This window comes from Paenibacillus methanolicus, from assembly GCF_008124765.1.
GTDB classification, from domain to species: domain Bacteria; phylum Bacillota; class Bacilli; order Paenibacillales; family Paenibacillaceae; genus Paenibacillus_Z; species Paenibacillus_Z methanolicus.
Window position 1 is genome coordinate 1 of sequence record NZ_VNHS01000009.1, and the last position, 21,802, is coordinate 21,802.

General features: G+C 55.8%; 23 protein-coding genes and 5 tRNA genes. 21 read left to right on the forward strand and 7 right to left on the reverse strand.

Translation table 11 applies throughout. The features are described from left to right. The first annotated feature begins 19 nt into the window (after positions 1–19). The 16 genes from BCM02_RS22355 to BCM02_RS22425 all read left to right on the forward strand — a co-directional run bounded on the left by BCM02_RS22355 (position 20) and on the right by BCM02_RS22425 (position 8,281). Positions 20–94, forward strand: a tRNA-Gln gene (locus tag BCM02_RS22355). Between the two features lie 5 nt (positions 95–99). After that, a tRNA-Gly gene (locus BCM02_RS22360) sits at positions 100–174 on the forward strand. Positions 175–181: 7 nt separating this feature from the next. Next, positions 182–255, forward strand: a tRNA-Cys gene (locus tag BCM02_RS22365). Positions 256–269: 14 nt separating this feature from the next. Continuing rightward, positions 270–346 (forward strand) — tRNA-Arg (locus BCM02_RS22370). A 9-nt stretch (positions 347–355) separates the two neighbouring features. Continuing rightward, positions 356–434 (forward strand) — tRNA-Leu (locus BCM02_RS22375). Positions 435–711: 277 nt separating this feature from the next. Next, positions 712–1,077: a hypothetical protein gene (locus BCM02_RS22380; protein ID WP_148931371.1), complete on the forward strand. Its 366-nt coding sequence runs from the start codon at positions 712–714 to the stop codon at positions 1,075–1,077. A 411-nt stretch (positions 1,078–1,488) separates the two neighbouring features. After that, complete coding sequence (locus tag BCM02_RS22385) at positions 1,489–2,154, forward strand: hypothetical protein (protein WP_148931372.1); 666 nt, start codon at positions 1,489–1,491, stop codon at positions 2,152–2,154. A 25-nt stretch (positions 2,155–2,179) separates the two neighbouring features. Beyond that, positions 2,180–2,668: an accessory gene regulator B family protein gene (locus BCM02_RS36655; protein ID WP_425466201.1), complete on the forward strand. Its 489-nt coding sequence runs from the start codon at positions 2,180–2,182 to the stop codon at positions 2,666–2,668. Further along, entirely contained in the window at positions 2,665–2,799 is a 135-nt protein-coding gene (locus BCM02_RS36365; RefSeq protein ID WP_281288220.1) for a hypothetical protein, read from the forward strand. Before BCM02_RS36655 ends, BCM02_RS36365 begins: the two co-directional genes overlap by 4 nt. Before the next feature lie 47 nt (positions 2,800–2,846). Continuing rightward, positions 2,847–3,215, forward strand: a complete 369-nt coding sequence (locus tag BCM02_RS22395) for a LytTR family transcriptional regulator DNA-binding domain-containing protein (protein ID WP_187434357.1) — start codon at positions 2,847–2,849, stop codon at positions 3,213–3,215. A 931-nt stretch (positions 3,216–4,146) separates the two neighbouring features. Continuing rightward, positions 4,147–4,437 carry a LiaF transmembrane domain-containing protein gene (locus tag BCM02_RS22400; RefSeq protein ID WP_148931375.1) on the forward strand — a complete coding sequence of 97 codons (291 nt, stop codon included), beginning with the start codon at positions 4,147–4,149 and terminating at the stop codon, positions 4,435–4,437. Between the two features lie 32 nt (positions 4,438–4,469). Then, positions 4,470–5,168 (forward strand): PspA/IM30 family protein, encoded by a 699-nt coding sequence (locus BCM02_RS22405; protein ID WP_148931376.1) that lies wholly within the window; start codon positions 4,470–4,472, stop codon positions 5,166–5,168. Then, positions 5,165–5,638 (forward strand): PspC domain-containing protein, encoded by a 474-nt coding sequence (locus tag BCM02_RS22410; protein WP_148931377.1) that lies wholly within the window; start codon positions 5,165–5,167, stop codon positions 5,636–5,638. Before BCM02_RS22405 ends, BCM02_RS22410 begins: the two co-directional genes overlap by 4 nt. A gap of 4 nt (positions 5,639–5,642) precedes the next feature. Continuing rightward, on the forward strand, positions 5,643–6,338 hold the full coding sequence (locus BCM02_RS22415; RefSeq protein ID WP_148931378.1) for a PspA/IM30 family protein: 696 nt from the start codon (positions 5,643–5,645) through the stop codon (positions 6,336–6,338). 225 nt (positions 6,339–6,563) lie between these two features. After that, entirely contained in the window at positions 6,564–7,586 is a 1,023-nt protein-coding gene (locus BCM02_RS22420) for a sensor histidine kinase (protein ID WP_148931379.1), read from the forward strand. A gap of 17 nt (positions 7,587–7,603) precedes the next feature. Then, positions 7,604–8,281 carry a response regulator gene (locus BCM02_RS22425; protein WP_148931380.1) on the forward strand — a complete coding sequence of 226 codons (678 nt, stop codon included), beginning with the start codon at positions 7,604–7,606 and terminating at the stop codon, positions 8,279–8,281. A 720-nt stretch (positions 8,282–9,001) separates the two neighbouring features. On the opposite strand, the gene BCM02_RS22430 is transcribed toward BCM02_RS22425, so the two are convergent. Further along, positions 9,002–9,256 carry a YkgJ family cysteine cluster protein gene (locus tag BCM02_RS22430; protein ID WP_148931381.1) on the reverse strand — a complete coding sequence of 85 codons (255 nt, stop codon included), beginning with the start codon at positions 9,254–9,256 and terminating at the stop codon, positions 9,002–9,004. Between the two features lie 5 nt (positions 9,257–9,261). After that, positions 9,262–9,792, reverse strand: a complete 531-nt coding sequence (gene mobB, locus BCM02_RS22435; RefSeq protein WP_148931382.1) for a molybdopterin-guanine dinucleotide biosynthesis protein B — start codon at positions 9,790–9,792, stop codon at positions 9,262–9,264. Between the two features lie 182 nt (positions 9,793–9,974). Here mobB and BCM02_RS22440 point away from each other — a divergent pair, with 182 nt between their 5' ends. Further along, entirely contained in the window at positions 9,975–11,456 is a 1,482-nt protein-coding gene (locus tag BCM02_RS22440; RefSeq protein ID WP_148931383.1) for a molybdopterin molybdotransferase MoeA, read from the forward strand. On the opposite strand, the gene BCM02_RS22445 is transcribed toward BCM02_RS22440, so the two are convergent. Both BCM02_RS22445 and BCM02_RS22450 read right to left on the reverse strand, forming a co-directional pair. Then, on the reverse strand, positions 11,447–12,139 hold the full coding sequence (locus tag BCM02_RS22445) for a hypothetical protein (protein WP_148931384.1): 693 nt from the start codon (positions 12,137–12,139) through the stop codon (positions 11,447–11,449). The two genes, BCM02_RS22440 and BCM02_RS22445, sit on opposite strands and share 10 nt — an antisense overlap. A 177-nt stretch (positions 12,140–12,316) precedes the next feature. Next, on the reverse strand, positions 12,317–12,724 hold the full coding sequence (locus BCM02_RS22450) for a hypothetical protein (protein WP_148931385.1): 408 nt from the start codon (positions 12,722–12,724) through the stop codon (positions 12,317–12,319). Positions 12,725–12,932: 208 nt separating this feature from the next. Between BCM02_RS22450 and BCM02_RS22455 the strand changes: the two genes are divergently transcribed. From BCM02_RS22455 to BCM02_RS22465, 3 genes are all read left to right on the forward strand, one after another. Continuing rightward, the gene (locus tag BCM02_RS22455) at positions 12,933–13,766 is read left to right on the forward strand and encodes a YwmB family TATA-box binding protein (RefSeq protein ID WP_148931386.1); all 834 of its coding nucleotides are present in this window, start codon (positions 12,933–12,935) and stop codon (positions 13,764–13,766) included. 147 nt (positions 13,767–13,913) lie between these two features. Continuing rightward, the gene (zwf, locus tag BCM02_RS22460; protein WP_246183506.1) at positions 13,914–15,461 is read left to right on the forward strand and encodes a glucose-6-phosphate dehydrogenase; all 1,548 of its coding nucleotides are present in this window, start codon (positions 13,914–13,916) and stop codon (positions 15,459–15,461) included. A 209-nt stretch (positions 15,462–15,670) separates the two neighbouring features. Beyond that, positions 15,671–17,254, forward strand: a complete 1,584-nt coding sequence (locus tag BCM02_RS22465) for a peptide chain release factor 3 (protein WP_148931388.1) — start codon at positions 15,671–15,673, stop codon at positions 17,252–17,254. A 154-nt stretch (positions 17,255–17,408) separates the two neighbouring features. On the opposite strand, the gene BCM02_RS22470 is transcribed toward BCM02_RS22465, so the two are convergent. The 3 genes from BCM02_RS22470 to sspI all read right to left on the reverse strand — a co-directional run bounded on the left by BCM02_RS22470 (position 17,409) and on the right by sspI (position 20,983). After that, positions 17,409–18,797, reverse strand: coding sequence for a DUF445 domain-containing protein (locus tag BCM02_RS22470; RefSeq protein ID WP_148931389.1), 1,389 nt, complete (start codon positions 18,795–18,797; stop codon positions 17,409–17,411). 8 nt (positions 18,798–18,805) lie between these two features. Continuing rightward, positions 18,806–20,104, reverse strand: a complete 1,299-nt coding sequence (locus tag BCM02_RS22475) for a DUF445 domain-containing protein (protein ID WP_148931390.1) — start codon at positions 20,102–20,104, stop codon at positions 18,806–18,808. A gap of 636 nt (positions 20,105–20,740) precedes the next feature. After that, positions 20,741–20,983, reverse strand: coding sequence for a small acid-soluble spore protein SspI (sspI, locus tag BCM02_RS22480; RefSeq protein ID WP_281288221.1), 243 nt, complete (start codon positions 20,981–20,983; stop codon positions 20,741–20,743). Between the two features lie 137 nt (positions 20,984–21,120). Here sspI and BCM02_RS22485 point away from each other — a divergent pair, with 137 nt between their 5' ends. After that, a complete protein-coding gene (locus tag BCM02_RS22485) occupies positions 21,121–21,786 on the forward strand; it encodes a potassium channel family protein (RefSeq protein ID WP_148931392.1) in 666 nt (221 codons plus the stop codon). Positions 21,787–21,802: the final 16 nt, after the last annotated feature.

The following is a 21,802-nucleotide window of genomic DNA, read 5'->3' on the forward strand; positions in this document are numbered from 1 at the left end:
TCGATCGCCCCATGATTATTGGGGATTAGCCAAGCGGTAAGGCAACGGACTTTGACTCCGTCATGCCAAGGTTCGAATCCTTGATCCCCAGCCATGTTTGCGGAAGTGGCTCAGCGGTAGAGCATCGCCTTGCCAAGGCGAGGGTCGCGGGTTCGATTCCCGTCTTCCGCTCCATTTATACGGCGCCATAGCCAAGTGGTAAGGCAGAGCTCTGCAAAAGCTTTACCCCCAGTTCGAGTCTGGGTGGCGCCTCCACCTTTTTAACACATGTGCCCTTAGCTCAGCTGGATAGAGCGTTTGACTACGAATCAAAAGGTCAGGAGTTCGAATCTCTTAGGGCACGCCAATTGTATATGCCGGTGTGGCGGAATGGCAGACGCGCGCGACTCAAAATCGTGAGGGAAACCGTGGAGGTTCGAGTCCTCTCACCGGCATAAAAAGTAGTACTTGAAAAGACGCTGATGGAGCACTTCCACAGCGTCTTTTTCTGTATTCAAAAATTCGTCTCAGTTTATTCTCACTTTAGCACGGAAGCTGCTAATGACTTATAATTGTTCCGTAGCAAAGATCAACTATTACCGTCATGAACGAAGCTGAAGAGGGACAGTTACAGACAATTTAGTTGGGGATTTTAAGCGTATGGCATTTACATCCGCACCAGATATGTTACTATGAAGGTGAATCTATACTTGGTGCATGGAGTTGGTTAAGATGCCAAATAAAGAGACTGTAAGTAGTGTAATCCGCGATTTAATAAAAAAGGAAGAAACACCTCGTGCTATCCTAAAAAAGAACGTCAGATTTTCTGTTACACTGACAGCATTACAAAATAAACGGCTTGAAATTCTTGCAGGAAAGATTGAGACGACAAAACAGGACTTGATATCCAAGGTGCTAGATGCAGCAATGGTAGAACTTGAGGATCAATTGGGGCTTATTGATATGAGCCATATGGATTCTCTCGGACTGACCACCTACCAATACCAATCGAGGTACGTTAGGGAAATTATTGAAGCTCTTGGCATCAGTGAGGGAGACTGGGATGATATTATTGATAAAGACTGGAATAGGCTATGAAAGAGATGACAGGACGTGCAGCGTATAGCATTCGAAATGCTCACTACCGCGCAGCACAATCGCCACGTATCCTTCTAATTGCACCCTAACCTTTTCACTACTCCACGCGGGGCTTTCGCGTAGCAGGTCGAAGGGGATGAGACGAGCATTGGTGTGATAGATCCGAACTGGGGCACGTGGCGGCAACAATCAGTACGTTCGAAGTTATCTCGCTGGTCGCCAATCAATAGCCCTAATTGCACCTTTGTAAGTAGGGTTGACCGCGCAATGCCTTATAAATAGCTATCGTGAGCTTTCGTGGTAGGGCGAAAGCTGAGAAAGACGCTAACGTAGATAATGCGACTTTATATGAAGAGAGAATGAAGGGTGCGCGCTATAAAGACAAAGCTGCGCTAAGGGAGACAACGGGTCATGGACTATGTCCTATTTGTTATTGGGGCGACGATTGAGTATTTCTCGTTATTCATTTTTATGTTAACTCTGTTTCGCTTTCGAATTAAAAAGCGTATTGTTCACGCGGCGCTAGTGTCGCTATTGATGAGCCAGGTATCGTATTTTACGCGAATTGATCCGGATATCGGCTCTATGTCATCGTTTTTGCAAATCGCTCTTTCCATCGTTGTCTTGTGCATAATATTTCGTACACCAATCCGTTGGTCGGTGGTGATGAATTTTGCGTCGGCGATTTTTGGCTTTGCCGTACAGGGAATTCTACTGCTGGTTCTATGGTTCGGTATGGGGCTGACACTCGAGACCGTTCAAAGTGATCGATTAACCGGAGCGGCTGCTCAGATCGCATCTTCAGTATTGTTTCTGGCCGCCAGTAGAACGGTTGTAACATTTAATCTTGGTTTCAACTACGTACCAATTGATGTCCGTTCGTATGAGCGAGTAACAAGGTCGAGTGCAATCATCATTTCGTCAGTCTCCGTAGCCATGGTCGCTGCGTGCATTACGGCCTATATGTTCCGAAATGATGTACAGGATTACTTTTTTATCGCGTTAGGCATTTTTGTTCTTACACTTCCGCTTTTCCTGTACTATTCGTTCCGGAAGGATGAGGAAGATGTTCGATAGAGCCGGAATTGCCTTACATTCCCGAATGGTCGCCGCCAAAGTTGATAACCCCCCCTCGGCGGACGTCTTGCGCTATTTCCTCGAGATAATCGCGAATACGGCCGGAGTTATTCTCCTATCGCTCGGAATCGGTTTATGTACGAGCCATTTTGCGGAAACAGTATTCGTTCTTGCGGCTTTTGCTACTATACGATTTATTAGCGGCGGATACCACTTAAAAGCATCCTGGGCATGCGTAATCATTTCGACATTTATTGTGAGTGTGATCCCTTTTGTGATCGTTAGTGATTTGTTGAATTACATAATTACGGCGGGATCATTAACGGCTATGCTCGTCTGGGCGCCGGCTAATTATGACTATTACGCGAGGATATCAAAACGGTACTATCCGCTGATGAAAACCCTAGCTTGCGCGGTTGTTGCGCTCAACTTCGTAATCGTATCGGATGTCCTGGCGATTACATACATTGTACAGGCCGCGCTTCTGTGTATTTTCGGAGGTGAACGTACATGAAACAACGTTTATACAAAGTTGTGGCTGCAGTTGCGATCGGCGTAACGTCTCTATTCTCGCTCACGGGCTCGTATCTTTGGATCAACCAGCCGCGCATTCCGGATGAATTAGCGAAAAAGGAAGTGGTCTAAACGTGTTACACGTCGTAAAGAGAATGGGAAGGAAAGAGTTTGAAATCGTGGCGATTGCGCTGAAAGAAATTGCGCATATCTATATCGAGGACGGCACGCTCCATTACCAGTCGCTTGACGGACAAGTCTATTCGCAGATTACGCGACTTGAGGAAATGGAACGGTTTGCGCAGATGAAGGGTTTCTGCAAGGTTGAACGCGGTTATTTGGCGCAGACCGATAAAATCGTATACTACAATCCGGAGACACATAATGCATACTACGAAGACCCGCCAGCGAGAAAGGGTGCTACGTATACGCCAATCGGCCGGCCATACGTGAAGTTGTTGGAAGAGAAGGGGATTATGTTTGCAACCAATGATTCTGTAAAAAGTAAACAAAAGTTCATACCATTCAATGCAACGATCAAGAAATGAAATGCACCGACATGGGTTTCGAATGTTTGCGAAAGACATTTCCGCAGTGATCATTTTTATTTCGTAAATGGTACAACCATCCCATCCCTAACGTGAATTCAGCCAAGCCATAACTCAAGTGAAAAGCATCCGTAATGGAACGGGTGCTTTTTGCCGTACCTTTGAATAAGTAAATTGTAAATTTTTTGTATAATGCTCGCCTAAATATATGCGATACCACCCTGTTATCATCTAAAGCACCATTCTACCCTTAATTTGTAATGCTAGCTTACGAAATCACTCGCACCTCATAAGCAAGGGCGGGTCACCTCTCCGCAAATGGTGTTGTGCATGGGTGTGTGGGAGGTAAGTACATTATGTAATTTTATCCGTATACCGCGTATGTTTAAATAGGATACGCTCCTCTGCGTCATCGATAACGAAGAAATTATACGAGTCCCGTCCGTACCATTCTCCGTTTAATTTTACGAAAATGCCCGTGAGTTCTTCGATGAAGCCGTCACCGACCGGTAGGCCACATTTATAAGCGATAACGTATTTCCCGTCATGGGCTGCGATATGTAGTTGGGTAGCGGAATTAGCCGGTTCCAAGCGTATTACACCTCTCCTAAACTGTATCCGGGAATATTCGACAATTATGGCGCATTTTCCTGCATAAATCAGCGAATAAATTAAAGAAAATGACTTTGGTATGGGAAAACCAAACGGGTAGTGACTGAATCCGTTTTATCTCGATCTACCTAACCTCAAGCTTGCTCCACCTTCGGTCCATCAAGGACTGGACCGAGGTCTAGGTGCAAAAACCGCCTGGGGTCCGTTTTGAAAACATCGCCAAACACCTAAACTATAAACATAAGCAAGGCAATGAAACAAAGCAGTGGTCAAGAACGTAATGAACAATATGAGCAAGCGGAGAGGCGGTGACAACAATATGAACGGTAAAACGGCACTGGGCGTCATTCTTGTTGTGGTCGGTGGATTGATGGTTTGGAACTTTTTCGGACACGGATTGTCCGGATTAATCGGGTTCCTGATGCCTTTCATTCTGATCGGACTCGGCGCAGTCGGACTCAAGAACAACAGCAAAGTAATCGGTTCGATTTTGGTGGCGGTGGGCGCATTGATGCTGCTCCCTAAACTGATGGGGATCGTAAGCTTGCTGATCGCGGTCGGCATCATCGTATGGGGCGTATCGATGTTCAGACGCAGAAGAGAATTTTAATCGAACACGAAATCATTATAGGAGGGGCAAATATGAGCATCATTCGTCGAGTCCGCGATATTACGGCCGCCACGTTGAACGAGCGGCTGGAGAAAGCGGAAGATCCGGTTAAGCTGATCGATCAGTTCCTTTGGTCGACTCGCGAGGAGATCATTAGCGCGGAGCGCTTGTATCAACAATACAGCGGCCACAGCAACCACTTGAAAATGCAATGGCTGCAGGCGGAGCAACAAAAGGAGAAGCGCGAGCAGCAAGCGCTGACGGCCCTCAAAGCGGGCGAAGAACATATGGCTCGCGTCGCGCTTCACGATAAAGCGGCTAGCGAAGAACGGGCGGCGCAGTACCGCGATTTGTATGAGCAGTCCAATACGAGTCTCGTCGAGCTGGAAGAGCAGCTTCGCGAACTGCGCAGCGAATACCAGACGGTCTATGACAAGCGCGAGTATTACTCGGCACGGATGGAATCGCTTCGGTTGCAGCAGCGGATGAACGCCAGGTATGCAGGCCAAGGCATCCATAACCAGGGACTTGGTCAACAGCCATCCGGGATGTTCCGTCGCTTGGACGATCGCATTTCGGATATGGAACTTGAAGCGAGAAGCTTGCGTGATCTTCGCCGGTCCGGTCAAGAGTTTCTGAGCGAGGCTGGAGCTGTCCTTCAATCCGCGATCGAACGCGAAATGGAACAGTTGAAGCGCAAATTACAGCAGGAAGGATGGAAGTCGCAATGAAGAAACTGTATCGGTCGCGCCGGGACAAGAAGCTCTTCGGTCTATGCGGAGGCATTGCCGAAGCGTTGAATGTGGATGCGACATTACTGCGGATTCTTCTGATCGTACTCACCGTATTTTCGGGCGGAGCCGTTATCATCGTGTACATTCTGGCCGGTTTGGTCGTTCCGAGCGAGCCGCCTAGCTACCCTAATTTCGATCCGCGGTATGGCCATGGTCCATATAACGGTTACCAAGGCGGTTATGGCGCAACGCCGCCGCGTCAGCCGCACAACTATGGCGGACCTTATGCCGGAACAACGCCGCCGCAGCCGGATTCTGGCGCGTTCAACGGCGGTTGGCAAAACCCGCCGCAGGCTCAGCCTGCAGCGCATCTTGATGGCGTGATGGACGATCTGGAGAAAAAAGTATTGCGCAGAGAAATCGAAGAACTGCGCGCTAAACTAGCCAAGTACGAGAAGGGAGAATAATACAATGAACATTTTCAAACGGATGAAGGACATGACGAAGGCATCGGTGCACGAACTGCTGGATAAAATGGAAGACCCTGTGGTAATGTTAAATCAGTACTTACGCGACATGGAGGCCGAGATCCATACGGCTGAGGTAACGGTCGCGAAACAAATGGCGAACGAGCGCCGCATGAAGCAGCGCCTGGACGAAGTTGCCCGCAATGCGGCTGACCGCCAAGCGAAAGCAGAGACGGCGATCCGTTCCGGCCAAGAAGAACTGGCGCGCAAATTGCTGGAAGAGAAGATTTATTTCGACCAAAAAACATCGGAATACCTTGAGCTGCACGGTCAAGCCAAAGGCCAAGCCGACGATCTGATGCACCAGCTGCACACGATGAAAGACGAGTTCTACCAGCTCCGCAACAAGCGCAACGAGCTTGCGGCCCGAGCCCAAATGGCGAAAGCGAAAAAGCAAATGGCTCAAGTGACCGCGGTTCATTCCTTGGAAAGCGGCAGCGCTTCGCGCGGATTCAGCCGCATGGAAGAGAAGATTATTCAACTGGAAGCGGAAGCCGATGTTGTTCGCGTGCCATACGGCTCCACGGGCGGAAGCTCTTCGCTGCACAGCACGGTGGACGTCTCGAAGCAGCTTCAAGTGGAAGAGCAGTTGCAGGCGCTTAAATCGAAGCTGCAAAAGCCTGCTGCCGAGGAAGAATAGTCGTAGGTTTAGACATCGCTAGGTAAATCGCGGTTTTTCTGCCGGCCGGTAAGTCTGGTTAGGGGATTGCGCTACTCAAGCTAGTCTGCGAGAATTAGGCTATACGCTTATAGGAATAGCATAGAGCGATCGTCTATGGTCGACCGTGACAGACGTCCCACACCGGGGCGTCTGTCTTCGGCTGTAGGCCGCTTACCTACATAAAATGGGAGGGCAATTAGTCGAATGGCAGATCAGTCGGATCCGAATCTTAGCAAGGATCGCGCGCAGCATCGGGGAGGGCCTTCGGGGGAACGGCGAAGAGGCGGCAATATCGCGGAAACGATCATTTGGCTCCTCGTCATCTTAGGACTGCTTGTGCTGGTCTTGCAGGGCACGGGTTATATCAAGCTGTTCCAGTTCCAGAGCAAAGCCGCCGCGATCGGACTCGGATTTATCGCGGTTGCATTGGCGCTCGCCGCGGCGTACAGTTATTTGCAGGGGATTAAACTGAAGACCGCGATTCAGCGCTTGACCGAAATGCAGCTTCGCGGCAAACCGAAGCCAAACGTGACGCTTCCTCCGGTTGCGACCGATGGCTCCGAGGACGTAGGCGAACAGGAAGCGGATGACCTCTATACGGAGCAAGTTCGTTTCTCCGCGGTCATCGAAGAACGTCAGCGGCTGGCGAGAGAGCTGCATGATGCGGTGAGCCAACAGTTGTTCGCGATCTCGATGACGGCTACGGCGGTCAGCCGGACGCTGGAGAAGGATTGGGAACGCGCCAAACGCCAAGTTCAGCTAATCGAAGAAATGGCGGCCGTGGCGCAATCCGAAATGCGCGCGCTGCTGCTGCATCTTCGCCCGGTTCATTTGGACGGCAAGAATTTCGCGCAGGCGCTTCACAGCTTAGTCGATGAACTCAAACAGAAGGTTCCGATGGCGATTACGCTGGATGTCGACGATTCGATCTGCTTGGACTCGGATGCGGAGGATCACTTGTTCCGCATCGCGCAGGAAGCATTGTCTAACACGCTTCGGCATTCGAAGGCGGATCAGATGGAGATTCGGCTTCAACGGATTGACGGCGTCGCTCAGCTGATGCTGCGAGATAACGGCGTCGGCTTTGATCTGGAATCCAAAAAGCAGGCGTCATACGGGCTGTTGACGATGGAGGAACGCGTCAATGTGCTTGGGGGATCGCTTAGAATCGTGACGGAGCCGGGGGCAGGCGTGACGATCGATATTCGGGTGCCGCTCGCGGCATAGAAGGAGGAGCAGCTGGAATGGAGGCTTTGGAGCAAATGGAAGCGTTGGAACAACCGATTAAAGTGCTGCTGGTGGACGATCACGAGATGGTGCGCATCGGCCTGGCGGCCGTGCTCAATACGGAGGATGGTATCGAAGTCGTCGGGGAAGCGAGCAATGGCATGGAAGGCATCCGATTGGCGACTGCTTATGAGCCTGACGTGGTGCTGATGGATTTGGTCATGGAAGGCATGGACGGCGTCGAGACGACCCGCAAAATCATGGAGCTCTATCCGGATTGCCGCGTTATTGTGCTGACGAGTTTTTTGGATGATAGCAAAATGTATCCGGTCATCGAGGCCGGGGCGTTCAGCTACTTGCTAAAAACGTCGCGGGCGACCGAAATCGCCGATGCGATCCGCGCCGCGGCCAGGGGACAATCCGTACTGGAGCAGCAGGTGGCGGCGAAAATGATGAACCGGTTCCGCCAGCCGAAGGTGGAGGCCAAAGCGGCGCTGCACGAGCAGCTGACTGAACGCGAAATGGAAGTGCTGCTGCGGCTTGCGCGCGGCATGTCCAATCAGGAGATCGCGGAGGATTTGTTCATCGGCATCAAGACGGTGAAATTCCACGTTACGAATATTTTCACGAAATTACACGTGGACGACCGGACGCAAGCGGCGATCTATGCGCATAAGCACGGTTTGGCCGAGTAGTATTCCCCGGCGACATGGGGAGATGGAAAGTTTACGCTAAGGTTCACGCTGACAACATGCTGATTGGCTTGCTTCCACGGAACGCGGATGCAGCATTCGGCTCCATAGAGAAATTTGGGGAGGTCGCGGCGCGCGGCCTTTTTGCGTTACGCGGATGATGGCGAGAGGAGAAACGACGGGAACCAATAGAGCAGCGTAGATAGGGAAACGAATACGTTGCGATGGCCTCTGTCGGAGCTGAAAGCGAATGATGAGGGAATGCGGAGGTTGGAAGCAGTCGGCAACGAGTTTGTAGGGAGTTTGCGGTGAGTCTAAAGGCAAGGCAGCCTGGCGCGAGGATACACGATGGATCGTATAAGTTGTGTTGCAGCGGATGAGGATGAAATCATAATGATGGGAACGAGAAGGCGGTAGTAGTTGATGGTGTGTATATAAAATTGAACAGGGCGGGGTTGTCCGAGCAGGCGTGCCGCTGAAATAAATCAAAGTTGTCATGATTGCGGCTGGCGTTGAAATCGAAGGGGTATCGAGTAATGGGGGAAGATCATACCGGATAAATCAACAGAAAGAACTGTCGTCGGACAAGAGGATGGCCGTATTGGAATACTACGGTTGGCGTGGTCCGTCGCCACGTTTGTTCGCGAGCAACGGATAGGCGGGAGTGTCGATATAGGCGGGATGATTAGTTACGGAACATAGGGACGTGTTCAGTCAAATCTCTTACGGGCGTGTGGCGTCCTCCAGTTGCTTCAGATAGGCGTATGCGTGCTCGTTCGTCGTGCCGCACATCTCGAGATTAGGCGTGAGACTCCCGCACACCTCGGGTCGATCTGGCTTGCCGAACAAGCGGCACAGGTTCTGGTCGGTCAATTGCAAGCAGCGAACGCCTGCTGGCTTGCCATCCGGCATGCCGGGGATGGCGGACGATATGGAAACGACGGTGCAGCAGGCTGCGCATCCTAATCGGCATTCCACGGCAATCAACTCCTCTCTAGTCGGGTCGCGCGAAGGATAGCGGCATAGATGGAGGCCGTTTCCTCGAGTCGAATTATGGGAATATCGTAGCTAGCGCCGGATGCCCATGCTTCCATCTCCGGCCATATGACGACGACGTGAATGTTCGCCAATAGATCGAGCAAAGGGAGGTCGTCTGCTTTTCGAATGAGGACGAGTTTCGGATACCGCTCTTGCTTAAAGCCTTCAACGAGCACGACATCCGTCTCAGCCATGTGCGCCATTAGCGTGTTTAGCGCCGCCGGTCTGTTCGTTAGCACCGCGGCGCGGCGGGAGGAGCTGATGGCCGTGACGTCGGCTCCCGCCTCCTGATGCTGCCACGTATCCGTGCCGGGGTAATCCATTGTAAAGTCGTGCGCGTCATGCTTGACCGTGCCTACTCGATAGCCCTCGGCTTTCAGCAGGCGGACGAGCGCCGCGACGAGCGTGGTTTTGCCGCTGTTTTTGTAGCCGATGATCTGAAGAACGGGCGGGGAATGCGACTGGGATGGCGTCATGGAACCCGGCCTCCTTGCTAGTGTTATAGGATTAGTATAACACAGGCCGGGAGAGGAGCGGATTTGACGGGGGCTGTGGAGCGGTCGGTGCTCTTCTGCTACAATGGAGATACATACAGAAGAGCGTCAGGACATAGAGAAAGCAGCAGGAGCAGCCGCATGGCGCAGGGGGAGAAACCAACGTGGAACAGCTTCAAGGAGCGTCGCGCTTCAACCGAAGGGCCATCAAAGTCGAAGAAGCGCAGCGCCGCATACTACATGCTAGCGAGAATGGCCGCGTCGAACACGTCCCGATCGGACAAGCTGCCGGGAGGAGAGTGGCCGCTTCGTTAACCGCGACGAGCGATTGGCCGCCTTTCGCGCGATCCGGATTGGACGGCTATGCGGTGATAGGCGCGGATACGGGCAGCGCCAGTCCTAACCAACCCGTCGAGCTGTCCGTCGTCGATCAGGTGGCCGCCGGCGGACAAGCGAAGCGCCGCGTGCTAGCGGGAACGGCCGTGCGAATCATGACCGGCGCCATGGTGCCGGAAGGCGCCGATGCGGTCGTCATGCTGGAGCAAACGTTAGAGCTGGAACGTGATGGCGAGATTCTGGTAGGCATCAAGCAGCCTGCGGTCGCCGGGCAGAACGTGGCCAAGGCCGGCCAGGAATTCCGCGAAGGAGACGCAATCGCCGCTAGCGGCGAGCTGCTCAGACCCGGCCATCTCGCGCTGCTGGCGACTTTCGGCTATGAGACGGTGCCAGTCTTCGCGCGTCCGCGCGTCGGTATCTTGTCGACGGGAACCGAGCTGCTGCCGATCGGCGCCGAGCTTGCGCCAGGGCTGATTCGCGACAGCAATAGCGTCATGATTGCGGCGCTGGTGCAGGAAGCGGGCGGCGAATCCTATTCGCTCGGGCGGATCACGGACGATATAACGGCCGTGAGAGAGGCCTTGCTTCAGGCGGCGTGCGAATATGACCTGCTGCTTACGACGGGCGGGGTATCCGTAGGCGATTATGACGTGATGGCGGCATTCATGCGAGAGCTTGGTAATGACGGTCAAGAGGATTGGGGAAATTCGCTCATCGGCGGGCAAAGTCGAGCGTTGGGCGATGAAGGGGACGCGAAATCGCCGCCAAGAAGCCTTACGGGTGACGAAGCCCTAGGAGAAGAACGAGAGGATCACGTCGTAAGCGAAGAGGCGGTCGGGCAAAGGGCAGCGGAATCGCCAGAGTCCGGGCGGAGCGATCGATCCGGCGGTGCACTGTTGTTCAACAAAGTCGCGATGCGTCCGGGCAGTCCGACGTCCGCCGCGACTGTCCTTGGCAAGCCGCTCATTGCGTTGTCGGGCAATCCGGGCGCGTGTTATGTAGGCTTCGAGCTGTTCGCGCGACCGGTCATCAAGCGGCTTCAAGGCGTAAGCGCGGATCGGGCGCTGCCTCAAGTAACAACGGCGACGCTGACGGCGGATTTTGAGAAGGGGAGTCCGCACGAACGGTTCGTCCGCACCCGCTTGTTCGTTAAGAACGGCGTTCAGTTCGCCGATCCGCTGGCGTTCAACAAGTCGAGCATGATGGCCTCGCTCCCGGCGTCGGATGGCTTCATCCGGATACCGGCCGGTCCTTCCGGAACGTCGGCGGGATCGCTCGTGGAAGTGGTCGTGCTGCGCGATTATACGTAGCGGTTCAGCCAGAAGCCGTTCCAAGGAACCGGGGAGTTCTGATAGGGCGTATCGTTGTAATAGTACTGGCGAAGATGGAACGAGAGCGTGCTCGATTGCAATAGATCGGAGAAAGGCAGGTTGCGAATCTCGTCGATCGCGTCGATCAGCTGACGTGCGATGCCTTCGCCGCCGGACCATGCGCGGATCGCCGCGAACGGATGCGAATCAAAGGCGGCCTGAAGCTGCTCCTCATCCAATGCCCACTCTCCGGCGGCTGTCCGGCGGGTTAAGCCCGTCCGCCAGGAAGCGCCCCGAGCGAAAGTCGCGTCGATCGCTTCTTGAAGCATGGGATGGAGCGAGCCATCCGCGGCCTTGAAGACGGCCTGAAGCGCGTTGGCCTCCTGGACGAGCGATTGGATGCTCCGAACCCATTGGGATTGAACGTCGGATTCGGCGCGTAAGGAAGTTACGCGGAGCTCGGCAACCGCCTGGGCGGCTTGGCGCGCGCGCAGGCTTTGTTTGAGCCAACGGTTCGTCTGTTCGATCGCGTCCTTGGCTGCATGAAGCATCTCGAGCGGCAGTCCCCCGCCATAGGGTTGTCGATCGGGATTCGCCGCCAAGTCTTGGCGCGCGATGGGGCGCACCGGCAAGATCGCATCGATACGGTCTACGATCGGTGGATGAATGGATGGAATACGCATGAAAAGACCTCCTTGAATATATCGTTTCCCTTAATTTTTTCGCGTGTCTATGTATACAGATTGTAACATTGATTGGTGATAAAAGGGAAGGATAATGACAGAAGACCTGCAAATTGGCAGGTCTTCCGCCCCGATAACTGCATTTCACGATACGTTTCGGAACGCATTATAGTGCTTTTACAGAAGCAGGAACAGGAACGCAATTAACGAGAGGTCGATGGCGAAGGTTTCGCCGAACGGGTTATACGGCCGATATGGAACGGGATAAGGACCTGGTCCCGGATACGGGTAGAACGGATCGAACGGATAGGCTTGTATCTCCGCCTTTGCCGGTACGGCGGCCGCTTTTTTCGTTTCGGCTTTTTTGCCTTTTTTCGCGTGTTTGTCTTTCGCTTTCTTCTCGTCGCCGACCGGCGTCTCCGAGCTGATGGCAGGGCCGGCTTGGTCGCCGTTCAGCGTGATTCGTCCGCCGCGGCAATGCGACAATATTCCGATATGGCGCGTGCCTTCCTTAGTGATGATGCATACGGGCATGCCGCAGAACATATTGATACGCTCCTCATGGAGCGGGAAGATAGGTTCCATCGTCTCTACGCACCTCCTGGGTTTCCTGCAAGCAGTATATTCACCTAGGGGCGGATGCGTATGGTTATTTACCCAGATCGTCGTTTCGTCGAACAGAAGGACACCGGGCGGGCGAACGGAAAACCGCTTGGCGCGGCGGATTGCGAGCATTTAGAGATCAGCTGTAAGGGGAGACACGAATGGTTGAACAAGGAGGCGCGATGACCTGATGCAGACGGCGGAGCAAAAGCGGGGATTGCGCACGGCAACCGGCGTCGTGTTGGCGCTGGTAGTCCTCGTATCGGCAGTGGGCTGGGCGTTATGGAGCAAACGTGCAGAGGGCGGTGCGAAAAACGGCGATCAAGCGAGCATCATGCGCGATTTTCGCGAGGTATGGACCTGGAGCGACGCGTCGTTTCAGGATGGGGCTGCTTCGGCGGCTTGGTCGTTCCGTTTCGACGGACGATGGACGCAAGTCCAAGCGAGGTGGATCGCGGAGGCGCTTGGGATCGAAACGGCATTCGCGGAGGACGAGCATACCTATTCCGGCGTCTCGACTACCATCGGTCCGAATCCGGGCAAGACGACGTTGTGGTACCGCCTGCCTGATACGGCTGACCTGGAGACGGGAAGCGAGGATGCCGGGAGCGTGGACGGAGGCGAAACGGATTCAGGCAGCGCTGTCTACGCGGATGTGGTACTAATGATCGAATTCGGCGCAGGGGTGGAGCTTGCGTCAATTGGCAATGCTGTAGTAGAGCTGGAGACGATGCTGGGGAAGGACGGGCTCGCTTACCGGGGCGGTTTCGTCGGTCGCGGCAAGAAGAGCGCTCTGGCGGAAGACGCGGCCGGCGCGATCGCGCTTCGGGCGGAGGCGGCGCGCAAAGAATCGTACGATGACGGGCATACGGCGAGCATCGCCTATTACACCTCGAAGTTGGAAAGCGGGGTGGAGAGCGGCGGCAAGCGGGTTAACCTTCAGATCGCGCACAACCGGGGGGCGAAGCCTGAATTGGTCGTCGGCGTACCGTTGATTACCGGGGATTACGCGTCGCAAAATTAGCAAAGATTAGGTAAGCGATCAGTATTTTTTATGTGCCAATGAATAGCAATTGGGCCCGGCAATATGCTAAACTACAATACATGATCGAGACAAAATGGATAGTGGAGTAGAAAAAATACATAGGAAAGAATGAGGCATATGACCGACGTGAGCAAGCAAGAATCGATTGCCGCCGCGGGAGCGGTATACTACTTATTCGGTGCAACAGGCGATTTGGCCCGGCGCAAGCTGTTCCCTGCGCTGTTCAGCTTATATAAGGAAGGCAAGTTGGCGGAGGATTTCGCGGTGGTGGGTCTTGCCCGCCGGCCGCGCACGAACGAAGAATTCCGCCAGGACGTCTACGAGTCCATCGTGGAATTCTGCCGCTACAAGGCGGACGACCAGCAGCTGTGGGAGAAGTTCGCGGAACACTTCGTCTATATGCCGCTGGACATCAACAACGTCGACGGTTTCCGCGAGCTCGGCAAGCTGACGCTTGAGCTGGACGCCAAGTTCGGCATACCGGGCAACCGGCTGTTCTACCTGGCGCTGGCGCCGAACTTGTTCGGACCGGTGTCGTTCAACCTGCGCGACGGCGGACTGCTCGAGACGAAGGGCTGGAGCCGTCTCGTCATCGAGAAACCGTTCGGCTACGATCTGGAATCGGCGAAGAAGCTGAACGATCAGCTGAGCCAAGTGTTCAACGAGGAGCAAATTTACCGCATCGACCACTATCTCGGCAAAGAGATGGTCCAGAACATTCAGGTGTTGCGTTTCTCCAACGCGTTCTTCGAGCCGCTGTGGAACAACAAGCACATCGCGAACGTGCAAATTACGCTGGCGGAGACCGTCGGCGTCGAGGAGCGCGGAGGCTATTACGATAAATCCGGCGCGCTGCGTGACATGGTGCAGAACCATCTCCTTCAGATGCTCTCGATGATCGCGATGGAGCCGCCGAGCCGCCTGCATCCTGAAGATATCCGGGACGAGAAGGTGAAGGCGCTGCGCTCGCTGCGTCCGTTCGCGTCCGACGAGGACGTCGCCCGCAATGTCGTTCGCGGCCAATATGGCGCCGGCGCGTTGAAGGGCAAAGAGCTTCCGGCGTATCGGCAGGAAGATTCCGTCGCGTTAGAATCGAAGACGGAGACGTACGTGGGCGCCCGCGTATTCGTCGACAATTTCCGCTGGGCCGGCGTGCCGTTCTACATTCGCACGGGCAAGCGGCTTCCGGTGAAGACGACCGAGGTCGTCATCGAGTTCAAGAACGTGCCGGACAACGTGCTGTTTGCGAACCGTCATGATTTGTCACCGAACTTGCTCGTCATTCGCGTCAACCCGATGGAAGGCATTTACATTAAGATCAATGCCAAGAAGCCGGGTTCGGACAACGCGATCCAGCCGGTCGTCATGGAATTCTGCCAAAGCTGCTTGATCGGCATCAATACGCCGGAAGCGTACGAGCGCCTGATCTACGACGCGGCGCGCGGCGAATCGACCTACTTCACCCGCTGGGATGAAGTCGCGCAGGCATGGGCGTTCGTCGACCGGATGGCGCAAGCGTGGAAGGAAGAGACGTCCGAATTGCACGGCTACGCGGCCGGTTCGTGGGGCCCTGCCCGCATGGATGAGCTGCTGGGCGAAGACGGCTTCTTCTGGTGGCCGGTCAACGGGCAGGACGAGGACAACGTCATTTGGATTTCCGGCAGTCCGAAGTAAGCAATCGCGGCAGAAATGTCGTATAATAGAGAAAACGCGAAGCCGATTCCATCGCCGGGCCACCCGCCCGGCGAAAGGAGCGGCGTTTTGCGTGTTAAAGGCCTGCACGCACTAATCGATAACCATACCGCTCAAGCGTTCACCCCGGGACCGGGCAATTCCCGGCCGTTCGCGAAGGGGCGGCATGTGGTCCACGAAGGGAATGTACCATGAGCAAACCGTTAACCGAAGAATTACAGCGCGAAGTCGATAAACGGCGCACGTTCGCCATTATCTCTCACCCGGATGCGGGTAAAACGACACTGACCGAGAAGCTGCTCCTGTTCGGGGGCGCGATCCGCGAAGCCGGTTCGGTCAAGGCGCGCAAAGCGAGCCGTCACGCGACAAGCGACTGGATGGAAATCGAGAAGCAGCGGGGCATCTCCGTTACGTCCTCGGTCATGCAGTTCGATTATAGCGGCCATCGCATCAACATTCTGGATACGCCGGGTCACCAAGACTTCAGCGAAGACACATACCGCACGTTGACCGCGGCCGACAGCGCGGTCATGCTGATCGACGTCGCCAAGGGCGTCGAGGCGCAGACGATCAAGCTGTTCCAAGTGTGCAGCCGGCGCGGCATTCCGATCTTCACGTTCATCAACAAGCTGGACCGCGAAGGTCAAAGCCCGTTCGACCTGATGGAAGAGCTGGAGCGCGTGCTCGGCATCCGTTCGGTGCCGATGAACTGGCCGATCGGCATGGGGCGCGAGCTGTGCGGCGTCTACGACCGGTTGAAAAACCAGGTCGAGCTGTTCCAAGGCAACGACCATTCGAAGATCGAAGTGCGCAAGGTCGCCGACTACCGCGACCCGATTATCCGCGAGATGGCGGGCGACTACTTGGCCGACCAGCTCATTAACGACCTGGAGCTGCTCGACGTGGCGGGCGATCCGTTCGATCTCGAGAAGATCGGCAATGGCGAGCTGACGCCGATCTTCTTCGGCAGCGCCGTCAACAATTTCGGCGTTCAGACGTTCCTGGAGAACTTCTTGGAGCTTGCGCCGAAGCCAACGACGCGCGTCAGCGTGAGCGGTCCGGTGGAGCCGACGAACGAGAAGTTCACGGGCTATGTGTTCAAGATTCAAGCGAACATGAACCCGGCGCACCGCGACCGGATCGCGTTCCTGCGCATCGTCTCCGGACGGTTCGACCGCGGGATGAGCGTGCGTCACGTGCGCGCCGGCAAGGAAATCAAGCTGTCCCAGCCGCAGCAGTTCCTCGCGCAGGATCGGGATATCGTCGAATCGGCGTATCCGGGCGACATTATCGGCCTGTTCGATCCGGGCATCTTCCGGATCGGGGATTCCTTGTCGCAGGGCGGCGAGATCGTCTTCGACGAGCTGCCGACGTTCTCGCCGGAGCTGTTCGCCAAAGTGACGGCCAAGAACGCGCTCAAGCATAAGCAGTACCAGAAGGGCATCGACCAGCTGACCGAGGAAGGCACGATACAAGTGTTCCGCACGACGAGCTTCGACGATACGATTCTCGGCGTCGTTGGCCAACTCCAGTTCGAGGTGTTCGAATACCGGATGCGAGCCGAATACGGCGTCGAAATTCAGCTGCAGCGGATGCCGTACCAATTCGCGCGCTGGATCGTCGACGAGAAGATCGATCCGTCCAAGTACCGCATCAACTCCACGCTCGTGAAGGACAAGAAGGACAACTACGTCGCCTTGTTCGAGAGCGAGTACGCGATGCGCACGGCGATGGAGAAGAACCCGACCTCCAAGTTCCTGGAGATGGCGCCTTAATAATAAACAAAACGCATGCTTTCCCATCGGGGGAGGCATGCGTTTTGTTTAGGTTGCCTATTGATGGTAAAGCTGCGACCGGGCCAGTCGGTATCGGCGTGCATAAGTTACCGTGCGTCCAATGAGCAGGAACATCTCCTTGCCAGCAGGCTGTCTACCGCACGAACGCATCCAGCAGCGGGTCGTACACGCCGTGCAGGAACAGATAAATCAGCGCGCCAAGCCCGGCCCCGACGAGCGAGCCGTTAATGCGGATCCGGTTCAAATCCTCGCCGACCTTATCCTCGATGAAGGCGATGAGCCTCTGCTCCGTAAAGGCGTTCAGCGTCTCGCGCGCGACTTGGCCGATCACGCGGTGCTCCGCGTCGACCAGTTTGCCGAGCAGCGATTTGATGAAGCCGTCGACCCAGGCTTTCTTCGCGGCATCTCGCTTGAAGGCTTCCCAATAGTCCGTCGCGAAACGCTCGGTCCATTCGCGCAACTCCGTCATGGCCGGCTGTTGGGCATGCGTGGCAGCGACGTTCCCGCCCTCGTCCTCGCCGGCCTGTGCCTGGCCTTCGTTCTGCGGCAGCGCCGTCAGTTCCTCGTCCAGCAGCTGCCGGAACGTGCGCAGGATGCCCTCGACCGACGGAGCGAACGAAAGGCGGGCAAGGACGTCGTTCTTCCAATTCTCCAGCGTCTCCGACAATGCGGTATCCGCTTCCAGCTGGTCGGCCACTTCGCCGAACATGCGCAGCAGCAGCAGACGCAGCTCGTGATCGTGCCGCTTCAGATCGTCGAGGAAGGCCAGCAGATCGGTATGGATGGCCCCCGCCGCATCCTTCAAATTAAGCGCGTCCGATTCTTCGGCGAAAATAAACGCGGCCTTCTTCAGAAATTGCATGAAGCCGCCGCCTTCATTCAGCTGCTTATCTTTCTCCTCCTCCAAAATGCGGAGGATGGCGTCCTTGGTTTCCGGCGACGCGGCGGCTTTCTCCGCCTCGGCCACGAGACGGTCGAGCAGCAGGTGAACGTCTTCGTTCTCGAGGAGCCAACGAAGCGACCTGCCGGCGTACGGCGTGATATCGGTTCGACGTAGAAGCTCCTTCAGTCGCTCGTCCCAGTCGGCGCTCATGCGCCCGAAGTCCATGCGGCTCAGCAGGCCGCCAAGCAGACGCCAGCCGGCGCGTGCGAGTTCGCCGCCCGGGAATCGCCGATCGATCCAGCCGATCGCGATCTCCGCGAGCGGCGCCTGCGCCAGCTTGAGCTTGAGCGTATCCGGCGGCAGCAGCTGCGTCTCGACCATGCGGACGACGCCGTCGATCAGTTTATCGCGGTTACGGGGAACGATCGCGGTGTGTTTGCCTTTCATCCCGAGCGGATGACGGAACAGCGCGGTCACCGCGTACCAATCGGCAAGCCCGCCGACCAGACCGGCTTCGGCCATATAGAAGAGCAGGCTGGACCACCACGCGTCCGGATAGGCATAGCGCAGCCAAGCGGCTGCAAGAAAGACGAGAAAGACGGCGGCGAGCACGACGTTCGCAATGCGTTTGTTGGACATGTCGCCGCTCACCTCCCCGTCCAGCCGGTCGCCAGAAATAGGAGCAGGCCGATCAGCCCGCCGACGACCGTGCCGTTCAGTCGGATGAATTGCAGATCGCGGCCGGCTTTCTCGTGGACGAAACGGATAAGTTCGGTTTCGGTGAACTGGTCCAACCCTTCGCGGACGAGCCGGCCGATGGCGCCGTGCTTTTGCTCGAAGCCCCGCATGGCGGCTTGCTTGAGCGCGCCGTCCAAGCTTTCGAGCGCGGCGCGGCTGCCGCTGAACTTGCGGACGAAATCGGCGATTCTGCGGTGCAACCAGTCGGCGCGTTCTTGTTCCGCGGAGCCGGGTTCGGCACCAGCTTCGGCGACAGCGGCCGGATCGGGCTTCAGCCGGCGCAGCCATTCCTCCAGCATGGCGCCGAAGTCCAGATGCTCCCGGGCGAAGGCGATGAGCTGCAGCTTGCCGCGTTCGACCTTCTCGCGCAGCGTAGCTTCTTCGCGCAGCCGGCGGGCGTATTCCGCAAGCATTTCCTTAATGCGCAGCCGCTTCGGATTATCCGGACGCAGCAGCTGCTGAAGCGCGAGCGCGAGCTTCATCTGGACGACGTGACTCATGCTGACCGGGTTGATCCCGGCGACGGAATTGACGAATTTGCGGTTGTTGCGGTCGCCTTCGTAAGTTTTCAAGGCCGAGGCGATTAATTGCTCCACCGCTTGGCGCAGCTCGCCGGTCTTGACCAGACGGATGCCTTCGCGAATGAGGAAGTCGAGCAGCTTATCGTCGTAGCCGTTGCGAATCGTCCAATCCGCGACATCCGCCAGCAAGTCGGAGGCTTGGAAGACGTGCGCATGGTCGAGAAGGAACGCTTGCACGTTGCGGGCCAGCTCGCCGACGTCGGCACCCTCCATCGCTTCGGACGCGAATCGCTGCAGCAGCCGGGTCAGATCCGCTTCGCCGCCGTGTTGGGACAAATACGTCTCCAGCATGTCGGCGACGTTGAAATGCTCGACTTTCCGCCGAATGCTCGGCAGCGACAGCAGCTCATGCTGCACCATATCCACGATCTCGTTAATAAGCCGGTCGCGGTTGCGCGCGATAATGCGGGTCCCCATGAAGCGGGGCCACGGAATGCCGAGCGGCTGCCGGAAAAGGGCGCTGACCGCGAACGTGTCGGCCAAGCCGCCGATGGTCGCCGCGCTGAAGCCGGAATAACACAGGCCGCCCCAGAACGTATGCTGAAAGGGATAGGCGGCTAGCGTGCCCACGAACGAGAGCGTGAGCGCGGAGTCGGCGTAACGCTTCACATGGTCTTTTTTGATCATAGGGTTGCTCCAATCCAGTATTGCCTTAGGGTCTGCAGGTTTGGTTCTAATTAAACAAGCTGGCGCCTGCCGCTAACAGAACCAAACTCGATTCGGGAGAAGAAAGAATAAACGTAACCAGTATAAGGGAAGGGGGATTTTTCCACAACCGGCCGAGGGCGGGCGTTCGGGTGCCGGAAGTCGGGGAAAAGCCGACGGGATAAGGAGCGGAAACGCGGTTGGCGCGCAAAAGGCGCGATTGGAGTGCTTGGAGTGCTTGGTAGATGCTTGAACGGATAGCATGGGCTGAAGCACAATTGCCAGGGCCTGTTTGACAGGACTGAAGAGGGATTGCAGGGGGCTGACTTTCCGAGGCTAGCGTGGGAATTGCTGGTCCGGAGTGTAATAGGCCGGCTCAAGCGCGTGGTTTGTTGACCGAGAGAAATAAGGCGGCGAGTAAGGAAACGATCGGAAAATAATTTGCCCGATGTTTGCGCAATGCGGTTCATCGTTCAAAGAAGGGCGTGCGGGGCGCTTGGTTCTAGAAAGGGAATGCTGTCCCAAGCGCTGGCCGTCTCAGGTCGTCTGGCGGCTAAAACGCTTGGAATCAGCGAACGCTACATACGGATGAATTTCATTATCTAAGCGGGAGTCCAATCAGCTCGGGCTAGGGTTCGCGACGCTCTCCGCCTGATGGATATGATCATAGAGCGTTTGCACCATTTTCTGCTTGTCCTCTTCGGCGCTTTGTTCCCAAATCACTTCGAACAGGACGCCAAGACCGGGCAGCGCCATTTCGTCGCCGCCGATCGAATCGGTGATGACGCCGCGCAGTTCATCGCCTGATTTATTTTGGACCCGGTTCATGATGGCTTGCCGCAAATCGAGCGTAACCTTCACACGTATCCCTCCATCATCGTTATCGCGTTTAATATGGCCTTGGCGGGAACCTTTCATGCTGGGCGCGGTTTCGGATCGAACGCCGATTTATGGTATAATGGGCAAGATGCAGGTTTATCCGAAGGGGGATTTCGGGCATGGCGAAAAAGCAATTCGCGGTCATCGGCATGGGGCGATTCGGCTCCAGCGTCGCGGGCGCATTGACGAATCTGGGGTTTGAAGTGCTTGCCATCGATCGGGATGAGCAAAAAATTCAGGACATCGCGGACCAGGTGACGCATGCCGTATCCGCGGATACGACGGACGAGGACGCGCTGCGCGCGATCGGCGTCCGGAACTTCGACGTCGTGGTCGTGGCGATCGGCGCCGATATTCAAGCGAGCATTCTGACGACGCTCATCTTAAAGGACCTCGGCGTGCCGAGGTTGATCGTCAAGGCGCAGAACGAGCTGCACGGCAAGGTGCTCGGCAAGATCGGCGCTGACAAGGTCATCTATCCCGAGCGGGACATGGGGCTTCGCGTGGCGCACCATCTAATCTCGCCGAACATTCTCGACTACATCGAACTGTCCGACGCCTACAGCATCGTCGAGATGAAGGCGCCTTCCCAGGCGATCGGACGCAACCTGAAGCAGCTGGACGTTCGCGCCAAATACAAGTGCAACGTGCTGGCGATCAAATCCGGGGAGCACATGAACATTTCCCCTTATGCAGAAGACATCATCCGGGAGCAGGACATCCTCGTCATCGTCGGCAAGAACGAGGATTTGGCGCTACTGGAAATCGAATTCGCGGAAGGCTGAGCAACGAACAGTGAGC